Source organism: Croceicoccus sp. BE223, from assembly GCF_031457155.1.
Lineage (GTDB): Bacteria > Pseudomonadota > Alphaproteobacteria > Sphingomonadales > Sphingomonadaceae > Croceicoccus.
In genome coordinates this window covers 281133-307849 of the sequence record NZ_JAVDWB010000004.1, presented here as the reverse complement: position 1 = coordinate 307849, position 26717 = coordinate 281133, and the positions used below count along the sequence as shown (strand labels likewise).

Genomic DNA, 26717 nt, shown 5'->3' with positions numbered 1-26717 from the left:
TTCGTCGAGGCGACCGCGATCGACTTCGACAACGACCCGTCCGCTCCGGCCCAGCTCAGCATCGGCCACGACGTCCTGCAGATCCAGGACGACGGACCGTCCGTCAACGAAGCGTCTGCCGACGCCAATGGCGTCTCCGCAGCCGATCCGGGCACGGCGGCCGAGGGGAATCTGCTCGACAACGACAACGTCGGCACCGATACCGCCGACGGTTTCGATGGCCGGGTCATCTCCATCGGCTTCGAGGGCGATACCGATGCGCTCGGTCCCGACGGGCAGGGTAACCTCGTCCTCGTCACCGAATACGGCACGCTGACGGTCGAACAGGACGGAAGCTACTCGTTCGAGCTCAACGCCGACAACCCCGAGGTCAAGGCGTTGCCGAGCGACCAGTCGCTGGACATCGAGTTTTCGTACACTTTCACCGACGGTGACGGTGATCCGGAAAGTCAGACCCTGACCATCACCATCGCCGGCTCGAACCAGCCGCCGGCGGGCGCGCCCAAGGCCGTGACGGTGTCGGAGGAAGGCCTTGTCGACGCTGACGACAATCCGATCGGCAATATGGACACGACCGACGATCCGTACAACGTCGGCAGCCCGGCTGGGCAGGACGACACGAATCTTGCCACGGCGGGTGGACAGTTCGCCTTCACCGATCCCGACGGCGATGCCCTGACCTATTCGATCTTTGCGCCGAACAGCACGTATTACGCCGCCGACGGTAGCGCGATCACCTGGTCGAGCACCACGAACCTTGGCGTCACGACACTTACCGGCAAGGACGGCAGCGGCGAAAGTGTCATCGTCGTCACGCTCGACAAGACAACCGGCGCCTACGATGTGACCCTGGAAGGCCCGGTCTACCACGATCCGACCCCGACCACCGCGCCCGCCACCAGCGGCGGCCTGCCGGTCGGCGACGGCAACGTCGAGAGCGAGTTCGCGATCGTCTTCGGCGTCACCGTGTCCGACGGAACGGCGACCGTGAACACCTCGCTGACCGTCACGATCGAGGACGACAGCCCGATCGTTACCCAGAACGAGGGCTTCGACGCACCGACGCTGGTCGTCGACGATACGCTGCTCAATTCCGACAGCGCCGATTTCTCCGACGCGTTCGACATCAGCTTCGGCGGTGACGGAGAGTTCGACACCTTCTACTCGCTGAACGTCAGCCAGCAGGCTGCGCCCAGCGGGTTGACCGAAACGACCAGCGGGTTGCCGATCTTCCTCTACCAGATCAACGGCGTGGTCTACGGCTCGACCGCGGCGGCCATCGGCGGCGTCGATACCGTCAATAACACCAATGTCGCGTTCACCATCAGCGTCGATGGCGACGGCAACGTCACGCTCGACCAGATCAAGCCCGTCGTCCACAACGACGAGGGCGATCCGGTCGAAGCAGCCCCTGTGGACGCGGAGCAGTTGACCTCGGCTGGCCTCGTCACCCTGACCGCCACGGCGTACGACCAGGACGGCGACCACCAGAGCGCGACGATCGATATCGGCGACACCTTCTTCTTCGAAGACGACGGCCCGTCGATAATCGCCGACACGCCAAGCGACACCGGCGTCCTCATCACCAGCGATGCCGACATCACGGACACGACGACGACCGACACGACGCCGCCGATCGCGTCCGATGCGACGCTGAACCTGGCAACCGTCTTCGGGTACAGCGGGGTCGACTACGGCAACGACGGGCCGGGCGACGTGACGGAAACCTACGGTCTCAACATCACCAGCGGCGCCGCCACGGGCCTCACCAGCGGCGGGCTTGAGATCACTCTTGAATATTACGACGACGGGATCGCCGGAACGGATTCCGTCCGCGGCGTGACCAGCGAGGGCACGGTCTTCACCGTCCAGGTCAACCAGACCACCGGTGTCGTCACACTCACGCAGCTCGAACCGCTCGACCATGCCGCCAACAGCGACCAGATCGGCCTGCCGAACGGCTTCCTGACCGCCACTTACGAGGTGGAGATCGTGGACGGCGACGGCGACACCGATAGCGACACCAAGTCCATCGACCTTGGCGGCAACCTGCTGTTCAACGACGATGTTCCCGACATCGCCGCCAACGACGATCCGTTCAGCGCGACGCTCGACGAATCGCCGCTGCCGACAGCCGGTGACGGCATCTATTCGGTCAGCGGATCGATCGCCTTCCTGTTCACGCTGAACAATACGGCCAAAACGGCGGCCGGTTACGGCAACGACGTTCCCGGCTCTGTCACGTACGCCCTTGCCCTGTCGGTCCAGAACGTTTTCTCGGGCCTCTACGCCCTGGATAACACGGACACGGAAACGGCAACCGATCCGGTCGGTCAGGGTGCCCAGATCCTGCTCTATCAGAACCCTGACGGCACGATCGTGGGCTATACCGGCGACATCAACGGGGTGCACACCGAATACTTCACGTTAAGTGTCGATGCCGACACCGGCCTGTTCACTCTCGAATATGCGAACGGGATCGATCCCGACAACATCTGGCATGGCAATACGTCCAACATCGACGATACCGCGACCATCTCGCTCGCCGCCAATGTCCTGACCGTGACAGCGACCGCGACCGATTACGATGACGATAGCGACACGGCCTCCTACGATCTTGGCCAGGGCGCGCTGCGCTTCCAGGACGACGGGCCGTCGATCGACACCCCCGCGTCAGACTCTGAATTCTCGGAAACCGCGAACCCCTCTTTCCCGCTTCTGGCCACCGGAACGTTCGGGTTCGATTTCGGCACCGACGGCATGTTCGGCAACAACGTCGACAAGGCGTTCTCGTTCGACCTCGTCAGCGGCACGGTCGCCGGCGTGGCGATCTCGGGCATCAGCGATCCGGTTTTCAATCCGGTCACGGACACTTGGGAATTCTCGTTCACCTACACCGACAACAATGGCGATCCGCAAGTCGCTCACGGTTATGTCGACGTCGCTGACAACGGCATCGACTACACGGTCGCGCTCGACACCAATTTCGAGTTCACGACCGTCGACCAGTTCAGCGACGTGATCAGCCGGACGGGCTATAACCTGACCGGCAACGCGGCGAGCCAGTACGAAATCGTCGTGTCGCAGCTGGACACCGAAGACCCGGTCTACGTGCAATTCCAGGCTTACAACGGTACGCTTGCGGCCGGCGGGAACACGACCCTTGTTGGCGGCGAAACCGTCACCGGCGGCGAGACCTGGGCGTCGATCAGCAACACCGAAAACGGCGTGGCGGGCGATACGATCCAGAGGGGCGAGGTGCTCGACTTCGATCTTTTCACCTCAGATCCAGGCGGCGTCTACAGCGACAACGGCACTTTGGGTGCCGATGGCCTGACGCTCCTGCTTGACGGGTTCGGAAGCGAAGACCTGATCGTCATCCTCAAGCTGGAGGACGCGAACAATCCCGCGAACACGACGACCAAGATTTTGATCGTCGGCCAAGAGGACGTGTACACCAGCGGCGATGTCATTCCGGGCTATAACGTCACGCTCGACCAGAACGACGGTTTCATCGTCATCGAATCCAACGATTTCAACAGCGGTTCGGAAAACTGGGTCATCACCGGCGCGCAACTGCTCTCGTCGTCGGACGGCCTGTCCGATGCGAGCACCGGCATCCTGCTTAATGGGGATGTTGGTGCCGATGGCGACACGGAGCAGACGACGGTCACTTTCGCATCTGCCGGAACGAACGACCAGGATGTCGTCAAGATCACCGATATCGGCCTGATCCGCACGGTGACGGACGAACAGGCGGTTACGCTGAACTTCGACGTCACGGTCAAGGACGGCGACGGCGACAGCGTCACCGACAGCTTCACGGTCAACCCGATCATCCCGCCGGTCGTCCTCGACCTCGACGGTGACGGCGTGGAACTGCTGTCGATGGCTGCGGGCGTTACCTACGACTATGGCAGCGGCGAAGTCGCCACCGCCTGGGCAGGTGAAGACGACGGCATCCTCGCCAAGTGGAACGGCGGTGATTTCAGTGCCGAGAACTTCGTGTTCGGCGACAGCGAGCGCACCGATCTCGAGGCTCTCGCCCAGGATTACGACGCCAATGGCGACGGCGTCCTTTCGGGCGACGAGTTGAACGGCTTCGGCGTCTGGCAGGATGCGAACAGCGACGGGGTCTTCGACGACGGCGAATTCTCGACTTTGGCCGATCTGGGCATCACCGAAATCTCGGTAACCCACACCAGCGCCGGCTACATCGCCGCCGACGGGGACGCGATCGTCTATGGCGAGAGCACCTACACCATGGACGGCAAGGTCTACGCTCTTGCCGACGTCGGCTTCGCGACTTCGACCGACTATTCGGGCGAAGGCGAACCGAACCAGCTCCGCCAGGCCGAACTCGCCCTGCTCGCCGCAGCGGCGCCCGGCCTGCTGGTGGCCAGTGCCCTTGAAACGACGACGTTTTTTGCTGACCAGCACATGGTTAATTTCGTGCCAACGGACCTCACCTTCGACCGGGCCGTGTCGTCCGTCTCGCTGGGTCAGGGTCACCGCGGCGAAAGCCATGCGATCAAGTTCGAAGCGCTGGCAAAGCACGAGGCGCTCAAGGCGGAAGACAGCGCGAAGCTGGCCGACAACGACGATGGCAACCACCATCAGTCGAGCCAGGACCTTGCCCCCACCGCGCACGAAGTCGCCGATCTCGGCGGATCGAGCGAAGCGGCGGCGACCTTCACCGCACCGTCGATCCCGGCCGGCGGATCGGACATGGGCGGCGAACTGATGGCGGCGCTGATGCAGCTGGGCACCAAGGGTGGACAAACCGAAGGCGAAGGTCGCGGAACGGCGGCACTCGATGCGGTTCGCGCAGCGCTTCACGAGGTTACCGGCAAGGACGCCATTTCCGAGCTGGTCGACCATATTGTTGACAACAAACCGGAATCGGCTCAGCACGGACATGTCGGAATCGACGCGTTGAACGTGCTGCTGAACAGTGGGGTTGCAGGGCAGCACTTCCATGCACCGGTGATGGCGGATGCCGCGGATGACGCCGCGCATCTGGCCGCCGCCGCTGCCGCTTGATCGACAGGGAAAAGGGGGTTTTCCAATGAAGAGCTGTCTCTCGCACAGCTGGCGCATCCTCGCGGGTGCCGCAGCGATCGCGATTATCACGTCCACTCCGGCCCAGGCGCAGACATCCGCGCAAGCTGGCTCCGAACTTCTGTCTCTGGGAAGCGGCGAACTGCGCGACGAGCTGGAGAAGCGCTACGACGCTTCGCTGGCCGCAACGCTGGACCCGGCTGTCGTGAATTCGACCGACACTCGCTACATGTGGGCGTCGGAAGCGAAAGTGCAGTGCGCCATCGCCATCGGCTTCCTGAAGCGCGGCGAAAAGGACGAGGATTCGATCCGCAAGTGCGATGCAGCCTACTTGCGCTGGATGGCCCCGCCCCCGCCTCCCCCGCCGCCCCCGCCGCCGCCGGCCGCCGTGGTCTGCAACACCGGCAATTTCCTCGTCTTCTTCGACTGGGATTCGGCGGAGATCACGCCGGAGGCCGCCAGCACGCTCGACGGCGCCATCGCCGGCTTGGCGGACTGCCCGTCGGTCGCGATCAACCTGGGCGGTTACACCGACACATCGGGTTCGGACGGCTACAACATGGGTCTTGCCGATCGTCGCGCCGCCTCGGTCCGTTCGTACCTGGCCGCTCGCGGCGTGGCCGACGCGGCGATCACCAGCGCCTCGTTCGGTGAAAAGAACCTGCGCGTCCCGACCGCCGATGGCGTGCGCGAGTTGCAGAACCGCCGCGTCGAAATCAACGTCCAGTAAGGGGGGACCGGACATGAAGACCTATCTCAAGTTCGCCGCCGTCGCCGCGAGCGCCCTGTGCGCTTCGGTGTCGGGTACCGCTCTTGCCCAGAGCGCGCCGGTCACGATGACCGAAGCGATCGCCGTCGGCGTCGATTCGAACCCCGAGATCAGCACCGCGCAGATGAACAAGGAGGCCATCGAGTTCGAGCGCAAGCAGGCGCAGGGGCTCTACGGTCCGCGCATCAACATCGAAGGCGGTGCGGGAGTCCGCAAGCTGGAAAACCCGACACGCCGCTCGATCGGCATTTCGGACGACTGGCTCTACCCCCTCGAAGCCAAGATCGCCGCGGACTGGACCGTGCTCGACTTCGGCCGCCGGCGGGGTGAACTGCTGCGTCAGGCCGCCCGCGTCGACGGTGCCTCGCTCCGCGTGCTCGAGCGTTCGGAATTCATCGCCCTCCAGATCGCCCGCCAGTATCTCGACGTGATGCTGCAGCAGCGCGTGATGGCCGCCTCGATGGACAATACCGCCTTCCACCGCGAGCTCGTCGGCTCGCTCGGCAAGGGCGTCGAGCAGGGATCGATCTCGGTCGCCGATCGTCAGCAGGCCGAGGAACGGCTCCAGGCCGCCCTCATCCGCGAGGCGGAAGCCGCCGAAACGCTGCAGAACGCGAAGATCCGCCTGCAGTCGCTGACCGGCCTTACCATCGATTCGGTCGTCGCGCCGCCGAACCTCGCGTCCGCCATGCCGCCGAGCGAGGCCGACGCGATCGGGCTTGCCCGTACTCGCAATCCGCTGGTCCTGGAAGCCAAGGCCGACGTCGATGCGGCCCGCGCCCTCGCCGCCAGTGCCAAGGGCGACCTGTTCCCGACCATCGGAGTCGAGGGCTATGCCCGCACCGGCGACGACATCGACGGGTTCAAGGGCACGACCAACGACATCATGGCCCGCGCCTATCTGAAGTGGACGATCTTCGACAGCGGGATCAACCACGCCAAGTATCAGGAGATGGTCCGCCGCGCGAGCGAGGCCCGCTTCAAGCTCCACACCCGCGAGCGCGAGGCCGAGGAAGACGTCCGCATGGCCTGGAACGCGCTGGAAACGCAGGGTCGCATCGTCGGCGAACTGACGACGCAGAGTGCGGTCACCGACAACCTGCTGGAATCCTACCAGGGCCAGTTCAACGTCGGTCGCCGCTCGCTGCTCGACGTGCTCGATGCGCAGAACACACGCTACAACGTGCAGGTCAGGCTGGAAACGGCGAAGTTCTCGCAGATCTTCGCGCAGTACCAGACGCTGGCGGCTACCAACCGCTTCCTCGACGCGCTGTCGGTGCCGCCCCATTATGGTGCGGGTGAAAATGAGCGCGAGCGTTTCGACTACGGACCGCATATTCCGGCCGAGCGGGAAGGCCGCGTATACCCGAAATAAGGAACCGGCCGCGCGCCGGATTCCTGGACAGGACTGGACATGAATTCGGTCGCGCCCGAAAAGTTTGAAGTGCCGCCCACCCGGGCGGAGGCCGCACCGTCCAGGCAGGTCGATCCGCTGATCGTCTGCCTGGCACGGGTGGCGAAGCATTTCGACACGCCGTTTGCACCCGCCACGCTGGCCTCGTCGCTGGCTTTCGCGGCGAACGGGACGTTGCCCTGGCACCAGGCCGGCCCGGCCCTCGATCTCCTCGGCCTCAACCACGACCAGAGCGCGGCCAAGCGCCTGCCGCTGGCCAAGTCCTATTATCCGATGATCCTGCGCGATGGCGAAGGCACGCTGGCGGTCCTGCTCGACCGCGAGGGCGACGACGTGCTCGCGTGGCGCCCAGGCGACATCCACGACGCATGGCGCCCGGCCAGCGATTTCGACGCGACCGCGCCGCTGACGCTGCTCTCGGTCGAGGGCGATCCGTCGACCTTGCGCGATGCGGGACAGCCTTGGCACCAGCGGGCGCGCGCCCACTGGTTCTGGTCCGAGATCGCCCGTCGCCGCAGCGAGTTCTGGCCGGTGATCGTTGCCTCGGTCATCATCAACCTGCTGGCCGTGTCGCTGCCGATCTTCACGATGAACGTCTACGATCGCGTCATTCCCAATCGCGCCAGCGCCAGTCTCTGGGTTCTCGCGCTCGGCGTCGCGATCGCCTTCGCGCTCGAATATGCGCTCCGCAAGGCACGGACCAACGTTCTCGACGAAATCAGTCGCGATCTCGACGTCAGCCTGTCGCAGAAAATCTACGCCCGCGTCATGTCGACGCCGCTGGCCGCCAAGAGCGGGCACACCGGCAATCTCGTCGCACGGGTGAGCGAATACGCGATCGTGCGCGATTTCTTTGCCGCGACGACGATCACGCTGATGGTCGACGTGATCTTCCTGTTCATCTTCATCGCCTTCATGGCGATCATCGCCGGGCCGCTGGCGCTGATCCCGCTCGTCATCATGGGCGGCATGATCGTGCTGGGCTTCCGCCTGCAACGCCAGATCACCGATACCACCCGCGACGCCCAGGCCGACTACGGCCTGCAGCAGACACAGCTTGTCGAATCGATCGCCGGGTTGGAAACATTGAAGTCGATCGCCGGCGAAGGCGAGATGCTCGGCCGCTGGCGCCGCATTTCCGACATGGCGAGCCGTTCGCAAAAGCGCCTGCGCGAAGTGAACAGCACCGCCATCGGCGCAGCCTCGACGTTCCAGCAGATCTCCACCATCTCGCTGGTCATCGGCGGCTACTACATGTTCGACGCGGGCATCATCTCGATGGGCGCGATCATCGCCATCGTCATGCTGTCCTCGCGCGCGCTCGCCCCCGCCGGGCAGCTGGCCTACCTCCTGACGCGCTGGAAGCAGGCAAGCGAAACGCTCGATTCGATCGAGCGGCTCTGGGACGGGCCCGACGAACGCAAGATGGGCAGCACCTCGCTGCCGCCGCAGGTGCGCAGCGCGCAAGTCGCGATGCAGGGTGTTACGTTCGCCTATCCCGGATCGAGCGTGCCGTCGCTGAAGGACATCAACCTTTCCATCCGCCCAGGCGAGCGCATTGCCGTTGTCGGCCGGGTGGCTTCGGGCAAGTCGACGCTGGGCCGGATCCTGTGCGGCCTTTACGAGCCTGATAGCGGCGCGGTGCTGATCGACGGCATCGATGCCCGGCAGTATCGGCCGCACGACGTGCGCCGCAATTTCCGCTTCGTGGCGCAGGACGCGAACCTGTTCTCGGGCACGATCAAGGACAACCTCGCGCTCGGCGGCCCGCGGGCCAGCGAACAGCAGCTGATCGATGCGCTGCGCAAGGTCGGTGCCGACACCTTCCTGTCGCGCGATGCGGGCGGATTCGACCGGGCAGTGGGCGAAGGCGGAAGGTCGCTCTCGGGTGGCCAGCGCAATTTCCTCGCCCTCGCCCGCGCGTTCGTTTCGCCGTGCCAGCTCCTGTTCCTCGACGAGCCGACCGGCGCGATGGACATGCAGACCGAAAAGCTGTTCATCGACGCACTGTCTCAAAGCCTTACGCCTTCGCAGACCCTGGTTGTCTCGACTCACCGCCCGGCGCTATTTGCGCTCTGCGACCGCGTCATCGTGGTCAGCGACGGCCAGATCGTCGCCGATGGGCAAAAGGACGAGGTGATCAAAAGTGCCGGCATCTGATTCCGCACCCGTGACGGTGAAGACCGCGATGCAGAAGCGTCGTTCTTTGTGGCAGCTTGCGCTTCTCGGCCTGTTTGCCGCATCGCCGCTCGTCGTGCTCGGCGGCACGACCTTCCTGCCCGGCGGGATCACCGGCGAAGCGAAGGCGGTGCCGATGCCCGCGCTCGATGCCGTGACCGCGCAGAAGCGGGCTGTCGCCGCGCTGACCGAAGGTGCGAAGAGCGAGATCATCGCCGAGGGTGACAGCGCCAAGGAAAAGAACGCCCTGATCGGTTTCACCAGCCTGCCGCTGGAAAAGGTCCGTTCGTTCGGCATGCCCGCTGCGGGCGCGATGCCCACGGCGGAACGCTGCCTTGCGCAGGCGATCTATTACGAAGCGGGCTACGAACCGGAACAGGGCCGCCGCGCGGTGGCTCAGGTCGTGCTGAACCGCGTCCGCCACCCCGCCTATCCCAATTCCGTCTGCGGCGTGGTGTACGAAGGTTCGAACCAGCGCGTCTGCCAGTTCAGCTTCACCTGCGACGGCTCGCTCGCCCGCCGTCCCTCGGCCGGGGCCTGGGCCGCGGCCGAACGCATCGCGCGCGAGGCACTCGCCGGCCGGGTCGAGGAAAGCGTCGGCACCGCCACCCATTACCATGCCGACTACGTCGTGCCGCGCTGGGCCTATACGCTGGGCAAGGTGCGCCAGCTGGGCAGCCACATCTTCTACCGTTTCAACGGCTCGCTCGGCAGTTCGCGGGCGTTCAATGCGCGCTATTCCGGCATGGAGAACATCCCGATGGTCCGCCTTGCCGACCTGCCGACGATCGACGGCCCGATCGAGAACGGCGTCTATGAAAACGGCCTGACCGTCGCGCCCGACGTCAAGGATCGCCATGCCACCAACGATGTCGGCGGACGGCTCGACCCCACCAAGGCTTGGCGGCTCGAACTGCCGAAGACGGGATCGTATCGCCAGCTTGTCGCCGCGCATGAGGAAACCGCCACCGGATCGATGGCAAAGCCGGCCGCCGCGCCCGGCCTCGTGACCGATCTTGCCACCCAAGGGGCGGGAACCGGCCGATGATCGCCACGCTGAAGGACAAGTGGTCACGGCTCGACGCGAGCCGCCGCCTGATCGTCTCCGCCGCGATCGGCCTGTTCGTGCTGCTCGTCTGGTCGGCCTTCGCGCCTCTCGACGTGATCACGCGCGGCCAGGGGAAGGTCATCCCCAACAGCAAGGTGCAGGTGGTCCAGGCCGCCGATCCGGCAACCATCGCAGAGATCCTGGTCCAGAACGGCCAGATGGTGCGTCAGGGGCAACTGCTGATCCGCCTCAACGACAGTGAGAGCGCCAGCCAGCTCGGCCAGCTCGAGACCGAAACCGAGATGCTGTCGGAGCGCGCCAACCGCCTGCAGCGCGAGGCGAGCGGCCAGAGCGCCGGTTGCCCCCCGGGCAGCGTCTGCGCCGAGGAGCAGAAGCTGCAGCAGGTGCGCCAGGCCGCCGCGAGCAGCCGGCAGCAGGCGCTTGCCGCTGCCGTCGAACAGCGTCGCCGCGACCTGAGCGAAGGACAGGCGACCGCCGCCGCGCTGGAAAGCAACCTCCAGCTCGCCCAGCAGCAGGTCGACATGCTCGCCCCGCTGGCCAAGCAGGGCATCGTGCCGCAGACCGAACTTCTCACCGCGCAGCGCGATGTCGTCGACATCCGCGGCCGGTTGAGCGCGGCGCGCCAGGGGGTCCAGCGTGCGGCCGCCGCGGTCAACGAAGCGCAGGCCGACCTTGCCAGCGCCCGGCTCGATTTCCAGCAGCAGGCGCTGAACGAACGCAGCGAACTGGCCACCAAGATCGCGGTCAACGAACAGTCGATCAAGGGTGCGGCGGCCCGCGTTTCGCGCAACGAGCTGCGGGCGCCGGTCAATGGCGTCATCAACGACCTGCAGGTGACGACGGTGGGCGGCTTCGTGTCGCCGGGCGAGCAGATCATGCAGGTCGTGCCGACCGGCGAGCGGCTTCTGGTCGAGACGAAGATCCGCCCCTCCGACATCGCCTTCATCAAGGTGGGCGATCCGGCGAACGTGAAGGTCACGGCCTTTGACTTCTCTATCTACGGCGGCCTGCGCGGCAAGGTCCGGCAGATCAGCCCCGACAGCGTCTACGACGAAAACGAGCGGGAGAGCTTCTACCTCGCCCAGATCGAAACCGATCGCGCCTATATCCGGCACGGCAACCAGAAGCTGGCGATCATGCCGGGCATGATCTGCGAGGTGGAGATCATCACGGGCCGCAAAAGCGTACTGGCCTACCTGCTGAAGCCGATCACCCGAGGCCTCGACGTCGCGCTCACCGAAAAGTAGGCGTCGCCTTCAGTATCCGTGCAGGTAGCGGCGGTCGTCGCTGAACGAGAGGATCGGGCGGAAGTCGTTGGCTGTGTCGCCATCGAGCAGTTCGTCGCTCGCGTTGTCGAGGAGGATCGCCCGGCCGTCGACCTTGACGATCAGCACCGCGTGATCGTCCTGCCGCACCAGGTCGCGTGCGATGGTCAGGTACATGTCGCGCCGCGACACGCCCATCGCGGCCAGAACTTCCATCTTGGCGATGGCATAATCCTCGCAGTCGCCCTTGCCCGAGGCCAGCGTCTCGCCAGCCGAGGCCCAGTAGTCGGCCTTGCCGTAATGCGCGCTGTCGGCGGTGTAGGCAACCGCGCGGTTGATCCAGCGGTTGACCTTGCCGATACGGTCGGTCAGCGCGCCCTGCCCGTCGTCTGCCTGCAGCAGCGCGGTGCGCGCGGCAGCGTTGCCGGCGTGGGAGACACGCTGCCAATCCTTGTCGAACAGCGTGCTGCTGACAGGGAGGATACGGCTGTCGAGAAAGTCGCGAGGCGGGCGGATCGGGCTTGTCGCAAGGGTTCCCGGACGGACCGGGTCGAAACGTTCCGCGCAGGTCACGCCCAAGATCGCAGCCGGCGCCATGACCGGGGTCTCGACCATCGCGGCGCGAACGGCGATGGCGGGCATGGAGGACGCGGCGCCCGTATCGGCCAGACTGGCGGAAGCGAAACCCAGCCCCGAATCCTGCTGCTGTCGCATCCTTTCGAGCGCCGACATGGGCCGGCCTTTCGGGCGCGAGACGAGCGCGGCGCCACCGACCGGCTGCGCGCTTGTGAAGCTGTCGGCACTGGCGAGACGGCACCCGGCGGCGATGCCGACGTTGGCGACCGCCGAGGCGATCAGCGCCGATCCCGCCACACCGGCCTGCGCCTGCCCCGGCGCCGCGAACACGGCCACCGCCGCGGAAGCCGCGATTGCCAGGGTCCGAAGACGGGTCGAGACGGGCGCATGAGCCATGCGACCCTTCTCGCCCGGAGCGGGTCAAGGAATGCTTGAAGCTCATGCTTGCGCGATAGGGTTAATGTCATCCCCGTTCGGCAAGCCGAACCGGAACGGATCGGAACTGCTCCATCTCGCCAAATCCGCGGTATCCAACCGAAAATTCCGACTGTCGTCCGGTTAACGCAAGGCCCGAAAACGGCCGTCGGCGGTGTTAACCTCTCCGTTCACGATCTTGTTTGCTGCCCGGGGCCGACGCACAAACGCCGGCGATCAGCGGCGCTGCACGTTGTGGACGTGGGCGGGAACCCTGACCTCGATGCCATCGAGATCCGCGGTCAGTACGATCTGGCAGGAAAGGCGGCTGGTTCCCTCGACATCGGCGGCAAGGTCGAGCATGTCCTCCTCGTCCTCCGAAGCGACGGGCAGCTTTCTGAACCATTCGGGCCTGACCACGACGTGACAAGTCGAACAGGCCATCTGGCCTTCGCAGGTGCCTTCCAGCGGCATGCCGATCGCCTGCCCGGCGTCGAGCAGCGTATCGCCGACGGCAGCTTCCGTCTCGAGCGCGTTTCCGTCCGCCGTGGCAAATCTCACCCGCACCATGATGTCGTCACCCTTGCTCGCGTGCAGCAGCGACAATCGCTGCGGCAGCCTCCTCAAGGTCCTCGATCCCGGTATATCGTCCGAAGCCCAGTCGGATCGACGTTTTGGCCTGTTTGTCATTCAATCCGATCGCCTGCAAGACCCGGCTGGGCTTGCCGGAGCCCGAGGCACAGGCGGAACCGGCGGAAAACGCGACGGTCCGGACATCGGACATGAGCCTGGCGACATCGATGCCATCGCGCCGCAGATTGAGATTGCCATGCCAGCGCCGACCGGAACTGCCGTTGAGCGTCCAGCCTTCGAACAGCGCCGCGGCCCTGTCCCAGAGCGCTGCGACATGGGCAGCGTCCTCGTCCATGCGCCCCACCGCGAGCCGCGCCGCTGCGCCGAACCCGGCACAAAGCGCCGGGCTCAAGGTCCCGGACCGCAATCCCCCCTCCTGGCCGCCGCCGGTGACGATCGGCGTCAGATCGACGCCGTCGCGCACCCACAGCGCTCCGATCCCCTTGGGGCCATGCAGCTTGTGCGCCGAAACCGCGATCATGTCGGCATCGGCAACCGGCACCTTGCCCGCCGCCTGGACCGCATCGCACAGCAGCAGCGCCCCTGCCGCCCGGCTGGCACGCGCGATATCGGCCATGGGCTGGATCGTGCCGATCTCGTTATTGACCTGCATCACCGCGACCAGGCCCGTTCCATCGGGAATGGGCGGATCGGCGGCGACCAGCCCCTGCGCATCGACCGGGATGACGTGATGCGGATTGGGAAGACACTCCGCCGTGTCCCAGACGGCGGCATGCTCGATCGCGGATACGGCGATGCCCCGCCCTGCCCGCACCGGCTCGCAGCCCCGGATGGCAAGGTTCAGCGCCTCGGTCGCGCTGGCGGTGAAGACGACGCGGCCCCCGGCGGGAAAGAGCGCCGCGACCTGTTCGCGCGCAACCTCGACCGCCGCGGCGGCCTGACGGCCATAGCGATGCGGACTGTGCGGATTGCCGAAGCCGGTGCCGTCCGGACCGTCGAGCCAGCGAAGCATCGCCTCGCGCGCTTCGGGTGCAAGCGGGGTGGTCGCCTGATAGTCGAGGTAGATCATCCGTGAGCGCCTGCTCGCGCGACCGAGCCGCGGCTCCGCGCCTCTTCGGCGAGGGTCGTCCACACGTCGAGGAACCGTTCGATGTCCGCCTCGCGCGTGTCCGGACCGATCGACACTCGCACGAACTCCGCCGCAGCGCCTGGCTCGATGCCCATGGCGGTCAGCACCCGGCTCGGCTTCAGCGAGCCGGAGGAACATGCGCTCCCGGCCGATACCGCGATGCCGGCGGAATCGAGGCGGATGAGCTGCACCGCCGAGGCAAGTCCGGGGACGCGATACGAGCCGATCGTGACGATGCGCGGGCTCTGCGCCGCCGCGATCTCGCCGCCTGCGGCCAGGATCGCGCTTTCCAGCCGGGCGCGCAGGCGCCCGGCCTCCGCCATCCAGTCGTGGCCGGCGGCGAGCGCGGCCGCCATCGCCATCGCCCCCGGCACGTTCTCCGTCCCGCCGCGATAGCCGCGTTCCTGGCCCCCGGTGGGGACGAGCAGGCCGAAGTCGCGCACCAGCAGCGCGCCGATGCCGGAAGGGGCACCGAACTTGTGCCCGCTGATCGCCGCCATGTCGCAGGGCGGCAATTCGATCTTGCCCGCGCCCTGCGCGCAGTCCGCCAGCAGCACGCCGCCACCAGCGCCCACCGCGCCCGCGAGGTCCGAGAGCGGCTGGATCACCCCGGTCTCGTTATTGACCTGCTGCACCGCGACGAGGCTGTCGCTGCAATCGCCGAGGCTGGCGACATCGATCAGCCCGCCCGTTCCCATCGGCAGGATCCGCGCATCGGGAACATGGCGGAGCACCGCATCATGCTCGACCGCGGAAACGACGCGCCGCCGTGCATGGCTGCGCGACAGCGCAAGATGCAGCGCCTCGCTCGCGCCGGACGTGAAGATGACCTCGCCGCTCCAGCCCAGAGCCCCGGCCACCGCTTCACGCGCTTCCTCCAGCGCACGACGCGCAGCCCGGCCCATGGCGTGGGGGCTGGAAGCATTGGCGTCCAGCGCCAGCCCGCGCAGCATCGCTTCCCGCGCGGATGGCAATAGCGGCGCACTCGCCGCATGGTCGAGATAGGTCGGTCCGGTCACATTCGCCCTGAATCAGTACAAACAAGCAGGAATTGGGCCTGCCTGACGCGATGTAATTGCCTTCGCGCCTGCGCTTTCTATATAGGCATCCAGCGCAATTCACAGCCCGGCCCGCCGCCCGCATGGTGCGGCACGCCTGCCAGGTCGTATTTTTCTTACGAGGTTACCCGTGCCCTCCGTCATTTTTCCCGGTCCCGAAGGGCGGCTTGAAGGCCGCTACCATCCCGCCCCGCGGCCGCGTGCGCCGCTGGCGATGATCCTGCACCCGCACCCGCAGGGCGGCGGCACGATGAACGAGAGGATCACCCAGGCGCTCTACAAGGATTTCGCCGCGCGCGGCTTTGCGGTGCTGCGCTTCAATTTCCGCGGCGTCGGCCGCAGCCAGGGCAGCTTCGACAACGGGATCGGCGAACTGTCCGATGCCGCCGCGGCGCTGGACTGGGTGCAGACGATCCATCCCGAAGCTCAGGTCACGTGGATCGCCGGCGTTTCGTTCGGCGCGCTGATCGGCATGCAGCTGATGATGCGCCGTCCGGAAATCCGCGGCTTCATCTCCATCGCGCCGCCGGCCAACATGTACGATTTCTCGTTCCTGGCCCCCTGCCCCGCTTCCGGCATCATCATCCAGGGCGCGGCGGATACCGTGGTGACGCCCGGTGCGGTGCAGAAGCTGGTCGACAAGCTGCGCACGCAAAAGCACATCACCATCCACCACGACGAGATTCCGCGCGCCAACCACTTCTTCGAGCACGAGTTCGACGAACTGATGCGCTCGGTCGACAATTACCTGAATTTCCGCCTCAACCCGGACTGCCCGATCCGCTGATCGAATCCGCGCGAAGACATCGCCGCCATTGGCCAGGCGATAGCTGGTATCGGCGTGGATAGCCCAACGTCGATAGCCGCGCCCGCCCAATTTCGCTCTCGGATGGCTGGCGAAGCTTTTGGATCGAGCGACAGTAGCGTCTCTTTCAGCGTGGGCTACGGCGAGTTGCGTATTTCGCGACAGGGCGTCTCAGTTGCCTTGTCCGGCAATCCCTTTTGACACTGTAGCCACGCGCTTTACGCTGACGATCAGTGCAAAGGAGGTGCGGCGATGGAATCGTTTGGCGACGATCTGGAAACCATGCGGCGCGTGCCTCTGGCCGAAAGCCATGTTGCGCAGCTTCGCGCTCTGGGTCAGGAGCGCGTCTATTCCCAAGGCGAAAGCGTCGTCGCGGTCGGACAATCCCTCGACCGGTTCGTCTACGTGCTGGACGGCGAGATCGAAGCGGTCAACGTCCACACCGGCGAGCGTCTGTTCGAGGCATCGCTGGGCCCGACACAGTTTCTGGGCGATCTCGGTTTTCTGAGCGGTGCGGCAACGACGACGCCGATGCGGGCGGCCTGTCCCACGCGGACTCTGGAAGTGCCGCGAGAGGACATGCTCGAACTCATGGCGCGGGTGCCCGAGCTGTCCGACCATGTCCTCACCGTGTTCGCGGCCCGCCGGAGGCGCCTGTTCGAGGAGCATGCCAGCGCGGTCAAGGTCATCGGCGCAGACCGCGATCCGCGCATCCAGGCCTGCGAACAGTTTCTCGCGCGCAACCGCATCCCCTTCGACAGCCTCGACCTCGACGGAAGCGATCAGGCGTCGGTCAGGGCCTGCCATCTCACCGACCATTCCCCCGGCGTCATCATCGGCCGGGATCGCCGGCTCGACGATCCGAGCCCGCGCAGTCTCGCCCGTGAGCTCGGCCTCGACCTCGATGTCTGCCGCGACACGCTGTACGACGTGGTCATCGTCGGCGCGGGGCCGGCCGGCGTTGCCGCCGCGGTCTATGCAGGGAGCGAGGGTCTGTGCGCGCTCGCGATCGAGGACACGGCGATCGGCGGCCAGGCCGGCACGAGCAGCCGGATCGAGAATTTTCTCGGCTTTCCGACCGGCATTTCGGGAACCGACCTCGTGTTTCGCGGGCAGGTACAGGCGATGAAGTTCGGCACCCGCTTTGCCATGCCGCGGCGGGTCGATGGCATTGCAAGGTGCGAGGACGGCAGCTTCCTCGTTTCGCTCGATGACGGCGCCAGCCTGCGCGCCCGCGCGGTGCTCGTCGCGACCGGCGTGCGCTATCGCCGCCTGCCGCTGGACCGGCTAGACGAATTCGAAGGTGCGGGGGTGTTTTATGCCGCCACAGACATGGAATCGCGCTTCTGCCGCACCACCGAGGCGGTCGTGGTCGGGGGCGGCAACTCGGCGGGCCAGGCGGCGATGTACCTCAGCCGCACGGCACGGCACGTCCACGTGGTGGTGCGCGCGGAAAGCCTGGCCGCGTCGATGTCCGATTACCTCTATCGCCGGCTGGAGGCAGATCCCGCCATCACCATTCACTACCGCACCCAGGTCACGGCGCTCGATGGCGAAGACCGCCTCGAGCACGTGACGCTGAGCACCGCCGACGGTGATGTCCGGGTCGATGCGCGGGCGCTGTTCCTGATGATCGGCGCCGCGCCGAACACCGACTGGCTTGGCGGGCTGGCCGCTACCGATGCCCGCGGCTTCGTGCTGACCGGGGCGGCGGCGGGACGCGATAACCCCTACGAAACCACCGCCGACGGGATCTTCGCCGTCGGCGACGTGCGGGCCGGCTCGATCAAGCGCGTGGCGAGCGCAGTGGGCGAAGGCTCGGTAGTGATCAGCCGGATCTGGGAATACCTGCGCGACGCCGAGAGCGTCTGACCGCAAGCGTTGGCAGCCGATCGCACCGTGCCCATCGGTGCAGGGAAGCGATGGATAGCGGGGTCGGCAGCCAAACCCACTCCGAACGGCTTTTCGAATTTTCGGAACGTATCGGACAAACTTATCGGACTGTGTCGTAATTTCTTCAAGGCTTAGGAAGTCCGCACAGCCCGAACAGGCCGGGTCGCACGGTTCAGCCAGAAGGAGTTCCAGTCATGCCGATCACCGCCACCCCCACCCCCGCCAAAACTCTGCTCGATCCCGTAAACCACGCGCTCGTCCTCATCGATTTCCAGTCGCAGATGGCCTTCGCCACGAAGTCGATCGCCCCCGAACTGCTCCGCAACAACGCCGCGCTTGTCGCCCGCAGCGCTGCCGGCTTCAAGGTGCCGACGATCCTGACTACGGTTGCCGAGAAGAGCTTCTCCGGCCCGATGTTCGAGGAAATCACCGACGCGTTCGCCGGCCAGGCGCTGCTCGACCGCACGAGCATGAACACCTGGGAAGACGCCGCCGTGATCGATGAGGTCAACAGCATCGGCAAGGACCGCATCGTCTTCGCCGGGCTGTGGACCTCGGTCTGCATCGTCGGCCCCGTGTTGTCGGCCCTGGAACAGGGTTTCGAGGTCTATGTGATCACCGATGCCAGCGGCGACATTTCGGTCGAGGCGCACGAACGCGCCGTCGAACGCATGGTCCAGGCCGGTGCGAAGCCGATCACGGCACTCCAGTACCTGCTCGAGCTGCAGCGCGACTGGGCGCGGGCCGAAACCTACGACCTGACGACCGGCATCGCCCGCAAGTGGGGCGGCGCCTACGGTCTTGGCATCACTTACGCCAAGTCGATGTTCGGTGCTTCCGAAGGCGGCAACTGATACTCTCCGCGACCGGGTGGTTCACCGCCCGGTCGCTTTTCCCGATCGGTCCACACTCATCGAAGCGAAGGAGACACCCATGCCCCATGTCACCACCCAGGACGGCAACCAGATTTTCTACAAGGATTGGGGTCCCAGGGATGCCCAGCCGATCGTATTCCACCACGGCTGGCCGTTGTCATCGGACGACTGGGACGCGCAGTTGCTGTTCTTTCTCGCGCACGGATATCGTGTGGTTGCCCATGACCGCCGCGGCCACGGCCGATCCGAACAGGTGAGCGAAGGGCACGACATGGCCCACTATGCCTCGGACGCGGCTGCCGTTGCCCAGCACCTCGATCTGCGGAACGCGGTCCACGTCGGTCATTCGACCGGGGGCGGCGAAGTGGCCGCCTATGTCGCGCGTCACGGCATTCCACAGGGGCGCGTGGCGAAGGCGGTGCTGGTCAGCGCCGTGCCGCCGATCATGCTGAAGACCGACGGTTACCCCGACGGACTGCCCGTCGAGGTCTTCGACGGCTTCCGCGCGGCGCTCGCCGCCAATCGCGCGGGCTTCTTTCGCGACGTCGCCTCTGGTCCGTTCTACGGCTTCAATCGCCCGGGCGCGAAAGTCGATGAAGCGGTGATCGACAACTGGTGGCGGCAAGGCATGATAGGCAGCGCGAAGGCGCACTACGAAGGCATCAAGGCCTTTTCGGAAACCGACCAGACTGACGATCTGAAAGCGATGAGCGTTCCGACGCTGGTGCTGCACGGCGACGACGATCAGGTCGTGCCGTACAAGAACGCAGCCCTGTTGCAGGCCCGGATCCTGCCGAACGCGACGCTGAAGGTCTACGAGGGCCTGTCGCACGGGATGCTCACCGTCAATGCCGACCGGCTCAACGGCGATATCCTCGCCTTCGTCAAGGGCTGACGCCCGCATAGTGGGGACGGACCGATGAGGTTGTATCTCGTGTCGCTGGGAGCCGGCCTGCTTGCCGGCATCTTCTACGGCCTCATCGGCGTTCGTTCCCCGGCACCGCCGCTCATCGCTCTCGTCGGGCTCGCCGGGATCCTGCTGGGCGAACAGATCGTCCCCTTGGCCAGGCATCTGGCCGACCGGGCGCAACTGGTCCGCGACGTTCAGGACGATTGCCCGTCCCGCGTCCCAAGGGCCCGGCCGGAAACGAAGGAGAGCGATGAATGTATTCGCTGACCCGCCGCAAGGCTCTTGCCGCTTCCGCCGCCACGGCATTGATCACCGCAACCGAAAGCTTCGCCATGCCGTCCAGGGACCTGATCATCGTCAATGCCAGGGTGACCACGCTCGACCGTGAAAATCCGCAGGCACAGGCTGTCGCCATTCGCGACGGCACCTTCCTTGCCGTCGGCAGCGAGCAGGAGGTTCGCGCCGCCGCCCGTCCCGATGCGACAGTGATCGACGCCGGAGGCCGCCGCCTGATCCCGGGACTGATCGACAGCCACATCCACGTCATCCGCGGCGGGCTCAACTACAACATGGAACTGCGCTGGGACGGGGTGCCGAGCCTGGCCGACGCGATGGCCATGCTGCGCAAGCAGGCGGCGAACACTCCGCCGCCGCAATGGGTGCGGGTCGTCGGCGGCTTCACCGAACACCAGTTCGCCGAAAAACGTCTCCCCACTCTGGACGAAATCAACGCCGCCGCGCCCGAAACCCCGGTCTTCATCCTCCACCTCTACGACCGCGCGCTGCTCAATGCCGCCGCGCTACGCGCCGTCGGCTACACGAAGGACACGCCAAACCCGCCCGGCGGGGAAATCGTTCGCGATGCGGCAGGCAATCCGACCGGGCTTCTGCTCGCACAGCCCAATGCGACGATCCTCTATGCGACGCTGGCCAAGGGGCCGAAACTTCCCGAGGAGTACCAGCTCAATTCGACCCGCCACTTCATGCGCGAACTCAATGCGCTGGGCGTCACCAGCGTGATCGACGCCGGCGGCGGGTTCCAGAACTATCCCGACGATTACGCCATCATCGAAAAGCTGCACGAAGACGGCGAACTGACCATCCGGATTGCCTACAACCTGTTCACCCAGAAGCCCAAGGAGGAACTGCGGGACTTCGCGACCTGGTCGACGCAGGTCCGGCCGGGCGACGGCGACGATACCTATCGTCATAACGGGGCGGGCGAGATGCTCGTCTATTCGGCGGCTGATTTCGAGGACTTCCGCGTGGAACGCCCCGACATGCCGCCGAACATGGAAAGCGATCTCGAGCCTGTCGTGCGCCTGCTCGCCGAGCGCAAATGGCCCTGGCGCCTGCACGCGACTTACGACCAGACCATTTCCCGCGCGCTCGACGTCTTCGAAAAAGTGAACCGCGACATACCGCTGGAGGGCCTCAACTGGTTCTTCGACCACGCGGAGACGATCAGCGAGCGCAACATCGACCGTATCGCCGCGCTCGGCGGTGGCATCGCCGTGCAGCACCGGATGATGTTCCAGGGCGAATACTTCGTCGAGCGCTACGGCGCGAAAGCGGCCGAGGCGACTCCGCCGATCAGGCGCATGATGGAAGCCGGCCTTCCGGTCGGTGCGGGCACCGACGCGACGCGGGTCGCGAGCTACAATCCCTGGGTTTCGCTGTCCTGGCTCGTCACCGGCAGGACGCTCGGCGGGATGACGCTCTATCCTGCGCGCAACCGGTTGGACCGGGAAACCGCGCTTCGGTTGTGGACCGAAAGAAACACCTGGTTTTCGAACGAGGTCGGCAAGAAAGGGCAGATCAAGGCCGGCCAGCTCGCCGATCTCGCGCTCTTGTCCGACGATTATTTCGGCATCGCAGAGAGCGAGATCGTGCACTTGCGCTCGGTGCTCACCATTCTCGGCGGCAAGGTCGTGCATGGCGAAGGGGACTACGGCGCGATCGCCCCGGCCTTGCCGAAGCCGATGCCCGACTGGTCGCCGGTTGCGACGTTCGGCGGCCATTACCGCCGTCCCGAAGCCGCCCGGAAGATGGCGTCCGCCTGCGGCTGCACCAGCGCGTGCAACGTTCACGGGCACGACCACGCCGCGGCACTGGGTGCCGCCGCTCCGGCGGCCGACGTGCAGGGCTTCTGGGGAGCGTTGGGCTGCGGCTGCTGGGCAGTGTGATCATGGCCGTCCGCGACCGGGCCGCCGCGCCACGAACGGCGGGGCCGCTCGCCAGCCCGCTGTTCCGGGCGCTGTGGATCGCGACGATCGTCTCGAACGTCGGCACATGGATGCACGACGTGGGCGCGGGCTGGCTGATGACTTCGCTGTCGCCCGATCCGCTGATGGTCGCGTTGGTCCAAGGCGCGACCACGTTCCCGATGTTCGTCCTTGCGCTGCCTGCGGGGGCGCTGGCCGACATCGTCGATCGCCGACGGCTGTTGATCGGGGCGCAGCTTTTCGGCCTTCTCGGCGCGGCGGGACTGGCCGCGATGACCCTTGCCGATCTGACGACCGCCCCGGTCCTGCTCGCCTTTACCGCGCTGATCGCCGTCGGTGCCGCGTTTTCCGCGCCCGCATTCCAGGCGATCGTCCCCGAACTGGTGCCGCCCGAAGCGCTGCAACGCGCCGTCGCGCTCAATTCGCTCGGCGTGAACATCGCCCGCGCCATCGGGCCGGCGCTTGGCGGCGCGATCATCGCCGCCGCAGGGCCGGCCGCGGTTTTCGCGGTCAATGCCCTTTCGGTCCTCGGGGTCGTCACGGTCCTTTGGCGCTGGCGCCGCGCGGCATCCGACAGACGCCTGCCCGCCGAACACATGATCGGCGCCATGCGCGCCGGGCTGCGCTACGCCGCGCAATCGGCGGAATTGAAGGTCGTGCTGATCCGCGCGATCGGTTTCTTCGTTTTCGCCAGCGGGCTCTGGGCGCTGCTGCCGATCATCGCACGCAGCGACCTCGGGCTGGGTCCCGCGGGCTATGGCGGGCTCTTGGCGTTCATGGGCCTGGGGGCGGTATGCGGCGCGGTGGTGCTGCCGAAGCTGCGGGGGCACTTGGCCAGCAACTCGATCATGCTGTCAGCCTCGATCCTGCTGGCGGCGGCCATGGCGGGCCTGTCACTCGCGCCCGGTTTCCCGGCCGCTTCGGCCGCGCTGTTCTTCGCCGGGGTCGCGTGGATCGCGATGATGGCATCTCTCAACGGCGGCGCGCAGGCCACCTCGCCCCGCTGGGTCAAGGCACGCGCGCTCGCGGCGTATCTCCTCGTCTTCCAGGGGTCGATGGCGGCAGGCTCGGCGCTCTGGGGCTCGCTGGCATCGCGGATCGGAGTAGGCAGCACTTTGCTGGCCGCAGCGGCAATGCTGGCCCTTGCAGGGCTCGCACTCACCTGGCGTTTCCCGCTCGACGATGCCGCCATGCCCGATCTTTCGCCCTCTGCCCATTGGCCCACGCCGATCGTCGATGGCACGATCGAGGATGATAGCGGTCCGGTTCTGGTGACGATCGAGTACCGTATCGATCCGGCACGGGTGTCTGCCTTCTTCGCCGAAATGCAGAAGATGCGTCGGATCCGGCGGCGCGATGGCGCGATCCACTGGGGCGTCTACGAGGATACCGCCTCACCCGGGACGGTGATCGAGACCTTCACCGTCGAAAGCTGGCTCGAGCACTTGCGCCAGCATGACCGCGTCACCAATGCCGACCGCGTGCATCAGGACGCCGTCAAGGCGTTTCAGGAAGGCGAAACCCCGCCCGTCGTCCGCCACTTCATGATGCGCCGCTGATCGGCGTCCTAGCCGTCGGGCAGGGAGCGGCGTGGCGCGAGACCTGCGGCTGGTCAAAGGTCGATCATGCCGGCAAGCTCGGCATCGTGCCGCCCCAGTTCGACGAACTGTTCGCACAGCCACGATGCCGCGGGGCCCGGCGGGCTGTCGCGTCGCCAGACACCTGCAAAACGATAGGTTCCGCCCGGATGATCCGGCATGGCCAGTCTGACCAGCGTACCCGCGGCCAGGTCCGGCTCGATCATCGGCAGCGGCATGTTGCCCCAGCCGATCCCTTCGCGCAGCAGCGCGTGCTTGGCGCCGAGATCGGCCAGCCGCCATGTTTTGGGGCTGATCACCGAGTAATCCCGGCCCTCGGTAAAGCGGGAGCGGTCGGTTAGCACGAGCTGGGTGTGATCGCGCCCGGCCCCCGGCGGGATGCGCTCCATCCGCCCCAGCGGGTGATCGGGCGCGGCCACCGGAACCATCGGTATCGATCCTGCCGCCACGCATTCGACGCCTTCGACCCCGGCCGCCAGGGGCCCCGAAATTCCGAGGACCGCCTTGCGATCGAGGACCATCGCGGTGATCGCGCCCAGCGCCTCGACATGGAGCCTGAGCTGCACCGTCGGGAAATGCGCAGCAAAGGCGCGCAGCACCCGGCCCAGCCGCTCGGACGGCAGCATGACGTCGACGGCGAGGTCGATCTCCGCCTCAAGCCCGTCGAGCATCCCCTTCACCTTGGCGCGCAGACCGTCGATACCCACCGAAATCGCGCGCGCTTCCGACAGGAGGGCGCGGCCGGCAACGGTCAGCTGCGGCTTGCGCGTCCCTTCGCGGTCGAAAAGGCTCAGGCCAAGCTGCGCCTCCAGATTGGCGATGCCGTAGCTGATGACCGATACCGCCCGGTTGAGGCGGCGGCCGGCGGCGGCGAAGCTGCCGGTATCGACGATGGCGAGAAAGATCCGAAGCTGGTCCAGCGTCGGTGTGCCGGGATTGCTCACTTTTCGGGTTCCTCGAACGTTTCGATGAAATTGATCTTACTGATCACATTGGTTGGCAAAGTCTAGACGGTTCCGACGCGGCTGATCCCGCCCGCGACCGGAGACCTGACATGATCGAACTTCGTCCTTTCGACAGCCTCGGCGCCGCCAACCACGGTTGGCTCGATGCCAAGCACCACTTCTCGTTCGGAGGTTATCACGACCCGGCTCGCACGCATTGGGGGAACCTGCGCGTATGGAACGACGACGCGATCGAGCCGCAGACCGGCTTCCCGCCGCACCCGCATCGCGACATGGAAATCATCACCTATGTTCGCGAGGGGGCGATCACCCACCAGGACGACCTGGGCAACAAGGGCCGCACCGAAGCCGGCGACGTGCAGGTGATGAGCGCGGGGACCGGCATCAGCCATTCCGAATACAATCTGGAGGATGTCACGACCCGGATCTTCCAGATCTGGATCGTGCCGACCCGCAACGGCGAGGCGCCGCGATGGGGCGCGAAGCCTTTTCCCAAGAACGATAGGTCAGGCCGGTTCGTGACGTTGGCTTCCGGCTACGACGGTGACGGCGATGCCCTGCCGATCCGTACCAATGCCCGCGTTGTCGGCGCGACGCTGCGTGCAGGCGAAACCGCGGAATACGCGCTGGGCAGGGATCGCAAGGCCTACCTCGTGCCCGCCAAGGGCGCGGTCGAGATCGACGGCGTCCGGATCGGCACCCGGGACGGTGCGGCGATCAGCGAAGAGGACGTACTGCGCGTGACGGCGATCGAGGACAGCGAGATTGTCCTCGTCGATGCAGCCTGACAGCCCTATCGGCCGCTATGGAGCCGATTTGAGCCCTGTTAAACCGGGCTGCTGGAGCGGGTGAAGCGATAGCGGCGTTACCGATGGTGTTCCCGGAGAGGGAATCGAACCGCAGCGACAACGGCAGATCGAGACCGGTTCAGCTACTGGAAATGCCTTAATCTTGCGCAAAGATCGCGTTGACCTCGCCCTCCTAGGTTCTCGATCGAGGAGGTTCTGATGCTGAAATTTTCGGAGATCTATCGACCCTATCCTGGTCAGGAACGCCGGTGGAGGTTGCGCAAGTGCCCTGACAACTTCCCTTTGAAACCCGCCGGGCCGAGCAAGGCCAAGGCGGCCATGAATAGAGAGAACGATGACAATTATCGCTAAGCCTATGTAATTATACTTATATTAACTGCGAATGGTTTGCGCTTGAGGTTAACCGCCCCTAAGGCTTTCGTGCAAAGGGGGAATCTTGAGTGAAGGATATCAGTTCAAGGAGTCTTCGAGGGCACTCGGGTTCGTCGAGAGATGCCGTCACCAAGGCCCGCGAATTGCGTGCGATGGCCTTGCGGCTGAACAGGATTGCCGACGAGATCGAAAACAATCCTGTTGCGGCCGATGCCGTCGCTTTACCGCATGAGCCGTTCGCTCCTCTCTTTCTAGACGAGGCGAGCAGCAATCGTCTTTCAAGTGTGGCCCGCGCCATTCATGCTGCTCGCCGACGCCGCGACAGGTGGTTTGACCGGGGACTCTTCGGAGAGCCTGGGTGGGACATTCTGCTCGACGCCTTCCAGCACAAGGCCAGCGGAACGCGGCTATCGACTAAAAGCGTCTGCTTGGCCTCCGGCGTTGCGCCGACGACAGCGCTGCGCTGGATTGGCGTTCTCGAAGAGGGGGGGCTTCTCCGTCGAGAGCCTTCGGCACGGGACAGGCGCGAGATGATGGTGGAACTCACTGACGAAGGGTTCCGAGCCATGACGCTGTATCTTCTGGAATTTGATAGATCGTCCCGAAAAGCGTCAATCCTCAAAGGATAGTTAACGAATCGCCACTGCTGCACTACAACGCAATGTCAGTAGGCAGGGGCGTACGTGCATAAACTGGATGCCATGGGGCTAAGATCGGTCATCTCCGAAGTTGAAAATT

At 65.7% G+C, this 26717-nt stretch carries 20 protein-coding genes; 15 read left to right on the top strand and 5 right to left on the bottom strand.

Annotated features, from left to right (window positions below):
• The 6 genes from J2X37_RS10940 to J2X37_RS10915 form a co-directional block, all read left to right on the top strand.
• The coding region (locus tag J2X37_RS10940; RefSeq protein WP_310021085.1) for a DUF5801 repeats-in-toxin domain-containing protein at positions 1 to 5043 on the top strand (5043 nt) is incomplete at its 5' end.
• A gap of 25 nt (positions 5044 to 5068) precedes the next feature.
• Positions 5069 to 5791: an OmpA family protein gene (locus J2X37_RS10935; RefSeq protein ID WP_310021083.1), complete on the top strand. Its 723-nt coding sequence runs from the start codon at positions 5069 to 5071 to the stop codon at positions 5789 to 5791.
• A gap of 13 nt (positions 5792 to 5804) precedes the next feature.
• Complete coding sequence (locus tag J2X37_RS10930) at positions 5805 to 7205, top strand: TolC family protein (protein ID WP_310021081.1); 1401 nt, start codon at positions 5805 to 5807, stop codon at positions 7203 to 7205.
• A 39-nt stretch (positions 7206 to 7244) separates the two neighbouring features.
• The gene (locus tag J2X37_RS10925; RefSeq protein ID WP_310021079.1) at positions 7245 to 9404 is read left to right on the top strand and encodes an ATP-binding cassette domain-containing protein; all 2160 of its coding nucleotides are present in this window, start codon (positions 7245 to 7247) and stop codon (positions 9402 to 9404) included.
• Positions 9391 to 10470, top strand: coding sequence for a cell wall hydrolase (locus tag J2X37_RS10920; protein WP_310021077.1), 1080 nt, complete (start codon positions 9391 to 9393; stop codon positions 10468 to 10470). Before J2X37_RS10925 ends, J2X37_RS10920 begins: the two co-directional genes overlap by 14 nt.
• Positions 10467 to 11738 carry an HlyD family type I secretion periplasmic adaptor subunit gene (locus tag J2X37_RS10915; RefSeq protein WP_310021075.1) on the top strand — a complete coding sequence of 424 codons (1272 nt, stop codon included), beginning with the start codon at positions 10467 to 10469 and terminating at the stop codon, positions 11736 to 11738. Before J2X37_RS10920 ends, J2X37_RS10915 begins: the two co-directional genes overlap by 4 nt.
• A 9-nt stretch (positions 11739 to 11747) precedes the next feature.
• Here J2X37_RS10915 and J2X37_RS10910 read toward each other — a convergent pair whose 3' ends face one another.
• The 4 genes from J2X37_RS10910 to J2X37_RS10895 all read right to left on the bottom strand — a co-directional run bounded on the left by J2X37_RS10910 (position 11748) and on the right by J2X37_RS10895 (position 15488).
• Positions 11748 to 12668, bottom strand: a complete 921-nt coding sequence (locus J2X37_RS10910) for a transglutaminase-like cysteine peptidase (protein WP_310021073.1) — start codon at positions 12666 to 12668, stop codon at positions 11748 to 11750.
• Positions 12669 to 12983: 315 nt separating this feature from the next.
• A complete protein-coding gene (locus J2X37_RS10905) occupies positions 12984 to 13316 on the bottom strand; it encodes a 2Fe-2S iron-sulfur cluster-binding protein (protein ID WP_310021108.1) in 333 nt (110 codons plus the stop codon).
• A gap of 7 nt (positions 13317 to 13323) precedes the next feature.
• Positions 13324 to 14409, bottom strand: a complete 1086-nt coding sequence (locus tag J2X37_RS10900; protein WP_310021070.1) for a cysteine desulfurase family protein — start codon at positions 14407 to 14409, stop codon at positions 13324 to 13326.
• Positions 14406 to 15488 carry an aminotransferase class V-fold PLP-dependent enzyme gene (locus J2X37_RS10895; RefSeq protein ID WP_310021068.1) on the bottom strand — a complete coding sequence of 361 codons (1083 nt, stop codon included), beginning with the start codon at positions 15486 to 15488 and terminating at the stop codon, positions 14406 to 14408. Before J2X37_RS10895 ends, J2X37_RS10900 begins: the two co-directional genes overlap by 4 nt.
• A 169-nt stretch (positions 15489 to 15657) precedes the next feature.
• On the opposite strand from J2X37_RS10895, the gene J2X37_RS10890 reads away from it, so the two are divergent.
• The 7 genes from J2X37_RS10890 to J2X37_RS10860 all read left to right on the top strand — a co-directional run bounded on the left by J2X37_RS10890 (position 15658) and on the right by J2X37_RS10860 (position 23794).
• Entirely contained in the window at positions 15658 to 16314 is a 657-nt protein-coding gene (locus J2X37_RS10890; RefSeq protein WP_310021066.1) for an alpha/beta hydrolase, read from the top strand.
• Between the two features lie 270 nt (positions 16315 to 16584).
• Positions 16585 to 18204 (top strand): FAD-dependent oxidoreductase, encoded by a 1620-nt coding sequence (locus tag J2X37_RS10885; protein ID WP_310021064.1) that lies wholly within the window; start codon positions 16585 to 16587, stop codon positions 18202 to 18204.
• 215 nt (positions 18205 to 18419) lie between these two features.
• Entirely contained in the window at positions 18420 to 19079 is a 660-nt protein-coding gene (locus tag J2X37_RS10880; protein ID WP_310021062.1) for a hydrolase, read from the top strand.
• 79 nt (positions 19080 to 19158) lie between these two features.
• Positions 19159 to 19995, top strand: coding sequence for an alpha/beta hydrolase (locus J2X37_RS10875; protein WP_310021060.1), 837 nt, complete (start codon positions 19159 to 19161; stop codon positions 19993 to 19995).
• A gap of 24 nt (positions 19996 to 20019) precedes the next feature.
• Entirely contained in the window at positions 20020 to 20277 is a 258-nt protein-coding gene (locus tag J2X37_RS10870; RefSeq protein ID WP_310021058.1) for a DUF1427 family protein, read from the top strand.
• Positions 20265 to 22196: an amidohydrolase gene (locus J2X37_RS10865; protein WP_310021056.1), complete on the top strand. Its 1932-nt coding sequence runs from the start codon at positions 20265 to 20267 to the stop codon at positions 22194 to 22196. The genes J2X37_RS10870 and J2X37_RS10865 overlap by 13 nt, the downstream gene beginning before the upstream one ends.
• Before the next feature lie 2 nt (positions 22197 to 22198).
• Positions 22199 to 23794, top strand: a complete 1596-nt coding sequence (locus tag J2X37_RS10860) for an MFS transporter (RefSeq protein WP_310021054.1) — start codon at positions 22199 to 22201, stop codon at positions 23792 to 23794.
• Positions 23795 to 23847: 53 nt separating this feature from the next.
• On the opposite strand, the gene J2X37_RS10855 is transcribed toward J2X37_RS10860, so the two are convergent.
• Complete coding sequence (locus J2X37_RS10855; RefSeq protein ID WP_310021052.1) at positions 23848 to 24777, bottom strand: LysR family transcriptional regulator; 930 nt, start codon at positions 24775 to 24777, stop codon at positions 23848 to 23850.
• Between the two features lie 110 nt (positions 24778 to 24887).
• On the opposite strand from J2X37_RS10855, the gene J2X37_RS10850 reads away from it, so the two are divergent.
• Both J2X37_RS10850 and J2X37_RS10845 read left to right on the top strand, forming a co-directional pair.
• Positions 24888 to 25586: a pirin family protein gene (locus J2X37_RS10850; protein ID WP_310021050.1), complete on the top strand. Its 699-nt coding sequence runs from the start codon at positions 24888 to 24890 to the stop codon at positions 25584 to 25586.
• A gap of 461 nt (positions 25587 to 26047) precedes the next feature.
• A complete protein-coding gene (locus tag J2X37_RS10845; protein ID WP_310021048.1) occupies positions 26048 to 26608 on the top strand; it encodes a winged helix DNA-binding protein in 561 nt (186 codons plus the stop codon).
• Positions 26609 to 26717: the final 109 nt, after the last annotated feature.